The sequence below is a fragment of the Desulfobacterales bacterium genome, assembly GCA_029211065.1.
In the GTDB taxonomy this organism is placed as follows: domain Bacteria; phylum Desulfobacterota; class Desulfobacteria; order Desulfobacterales; family JARGFK01; genus JARGFK01.
Window position 1 is genome coordinate 1 of record JARGFK010000225.1, and the last position, 2,772, is coordinate 2,772.

The 2,772-nt window shown below is 56.1% G+C and carries 4 protein-coding genes; all 4 read right to left on the reverse strand.

The window, feature by feature from the left end; translation table 11 throughout:
* The coding region (locus P1P89_22985; protein ID MDF1594389.1) for a glycosyltransferase at positions 1-437 on the reverse strand (437 nt) is incomplete at its 3' end.
* Between the two features lie 27 nt (positions 438-464).
* Positions 465-1,466: a glycosyltransferase family 9 protein gene (locus P1P89_22990; GenBank protein MDF1594390.1), complete on the reverse strand. Its 1,002-nt coding sequence runs from the start codon at positions 1,464-1,466 to the stop codon at positions 465-467.
* Entirely contained in the window at positions 1,463-2,641 is a 1,179-nt protein-coding gene (locus P1P89_22995) for a glycosyltransferase family 4 protein (protein MDF1594391.1), read from the reverse strand. The genes P1P89_22990 and P1P89_22995 overlap by 4 nt, the downstream gene beginning before the upstream one ends.
* Positions 2,593-2,772: hypothetical protein (locus P1P89_23000; protein MDF1594392.1), on the reverse strand; the 180-nt coding region annotated here is incomplete at its 5' end. The genes P1P89_23000 and P1P89_22995, both read right to left, overlap by 49 nt.

The following is a 2,772-nucleotide window of genomic DNA, read 5'->3' on the forward strand; positions in this document are numbered from 1 at the left end:
AGTCTGTCCGGCCGGACGTGAAGTCTTTGCCTGAAAAATTCGGCATGGGCGGGCGTATCTGCTACCACCACATCTGCCATTGCAAAAAGAGCGCTCTCAGACAGCCGTTTTTTTTCGGCCGCTTTTGATGCCGGCGGCCATTTGTTCCTTTCAAAAACTTCTTTTTCATAGGCCGATATGAGCGGGTCCACCACCAGCGGAACCTGCCACCTCCGGGCCCATATCGCCGCACAAAGTATATCCCGCTGGCGAAAACAGGGGATCCAGACAAGGTCCGGACGCTTGAGACCATGAAAAAAGGCTTCGATCCCGCCGGTTTGGCTGGCCAGTGGGTGAAAAAAACGGATCTCCCATCCCAGTTCGTCAAACAGCCTGCGCAGGATGCGGTTTCGTGAATAATCAGGGTCGCAGCGGCCCCACCAGAGAACTTCCGGCATTACTATCCTTTCCCCTTCGGCAATAAACTACAGCGCCTGTTCGGCCTTTATTTTAAGGTAAACCCCCTCCGGACCGATGTTCCGGAGACAGGCATGCGCTTTTGCGGGAGGGCAACGGCCCAGAAAACAAGGGCTGCAATCCACCGGAGACGTCAGTACCCTTTGGGGTTGCCCGACCGCATGGCTCCGAAACCAGTTGGTGGGGCCGAAAAAGGCGTATACCGGCAAACCGGACAGCGCCAGGATATGCATCGGTCCGGAATCATTGGTTACGGCGAACGCCGCGGCCCTGCCCAGTTCATACAGCTGAAGGATACTGAATCGGCCGGTGGCATCCATACCGACCTCCCGGGCCAATCCGCTGTTGATCTCTCTGTCCGCATCGCCGCCAATCCACACGCAACGCCGCCCCGACGCCTCCAACCGGCGCGCCAGCTCCAAAAAGTATTCCGCCGGCCAGCGTTTTGACGGCCAGTCGCTGCTGCTGCCGGCATGCATCAACGCAAAACTTCCGTCGGCAAGCCCCTGTTCCGTTTTCCAGCGGACAACCCGGGTGATATCGTCCGGAGACGGATATAAGACCGCCTCGGGTCGGGCCGGTTCCAGGCCGGCCGCTGCAATGGTTTCATTTAACCGGTCGAAAACATGCTGGGGGGTATCCTGCCTATAAAAATCTTCCGGATGAAAATGATATATCCTTAAGGGCTGCGTCCCAACCCGCCAGGGAGATTTTGAAAACCTCACCAGGAGCCGGCTCGTCCGGTTCCCCTGCAAATCGTAAATACCGTCAAAAGCCTGTTTCCGGACCCATAATGCCCGGCCATAGGTGCTTTCCGCGCCGATCCCTTTGCGGCGATCCAGCGCGATCACCTTCAGCCGTGGATGGTTGACAAAAAGTTCTCTAAAAGCGGGACCGGTCAGCAGCCACACGTCATCATCCCGGTGCTGGGCCAGGATCGAATCCACATGGGGCAGCGCCATCAGCACATCCCCCAACGCGGACATTTTGATGATCAGAATTTTTTTCATCGTTTCGACGGCACCCCCTGCAGCAGCAAATCCTGATACAATTCAAGGGTGGAGCGGCACATTTTCTCAACGGTAAAATTCTCCAGAACCCTTTTTCGACCTTCACGGCCGAACCGGCTTCTTTTGTCTTTGTCTAAAATCGCTTCCGTCAACGCGTCGGCCAGGCTCAATTCATCATTCGGCGGCACCAGCCAGCCGGTTTTGCGGTCCAGAACGGTTTCAAGGCTGCCGCCGTGGGCGGACGCAATGACGGGTTTACCCATGGCCTGGGCTTCCACCGCGATTCGGCCGAACGCTTCCGGTTCGCTGGAAGATGCGGACACCACCACGTCGGCCAGCATCAGGGCCGCCGGCATGTCGTCACAATGGCCGACCAGCTGAATCCTTTTTGCCAAACCCAGATCCTGAATCATCTGCCACAGCCGGAGGCTGTGATGGCTGCTTTCCGTATCATCGCCCACGCACAGCGCCTTCCAGGGTACCTTCTGAAAGATGCCTAAACTTCGGAAAAAGACGTCATGCCCTTTCCAGGGGCTGATTCTGCCGGGAAGCATGATAATCGGACCGGAATAGTCTGCCAGGTCCCAACGTTCCCGAAGGGTTTGAATTCTTTCACCGGAAACAGCGGACGGGCTGAAATAGTTCTCATCAACACCGCGGTATATCAGTACAACCCGGTCATCGGACACTTTATATTGCTGTCGGATATGGTCGGCAACGCTTTTGGAAATCGCGATGACCCGCTCGCCTTTTGTCATGACCGCACTGTAGGGGTTGACGGAATAAAACCCATGGAAGGTGGTAACCAGACGCGGCCGCGTTTTTTCCGGCAGACCTCGCCAGACAAGATACCCGATCCAGGCCGGCAGTCGGGACCTGACATGCAGGATATCGACGTGTTCTTCCTGCAGCAGTCGCCGCAGCGGGAAAAACGTTTTCAGACAGGCCGGACGCTTGACGCCGACTTCCCAGGTAATGTGCCTACTGCCCTCTTTTTCAAGCTGAGAAACCATGCGTCCGCCGGCGGATATGACAATCGAACGGTGTCCCTGCTGGCACAAATAACGCGCCAGTTCCAAGGTTCCTCTTTCAACTCCGCCGCCTTCCAAATCAGGGAGCATCTGCACTACTGTAATCGATTCGGCCACCATCTCCTCAACAGTTCCTGTGCGCATCGGGAGGCCTCATCCAGGCGTATGCCCGTTGCGGTAAAATGTCCGGCTGTCAGCCAGGTATCATAAGAGGTAACATAGTTATTCGCTCTCAGAAAATCCAGGCTTTGTTGAAATTTATTGTCTTTTCGGCG

Coding starts and splice junctions, on each gene's coding strand:
- P1P89_22995 (MDF1594391.1), bottom strand. CDS start 2,641: ATGCGCACAGGAACTGTTGAGGAGATGGTGGCCGAATCGATTACAGTA.
- P1P89_22990 (MDF1594390.1), bottom strand. CDS start 1,466: ATGAAAAAAATTCTGATCATCAAAATGTCCGCGTTGGGGGATGTGCTG.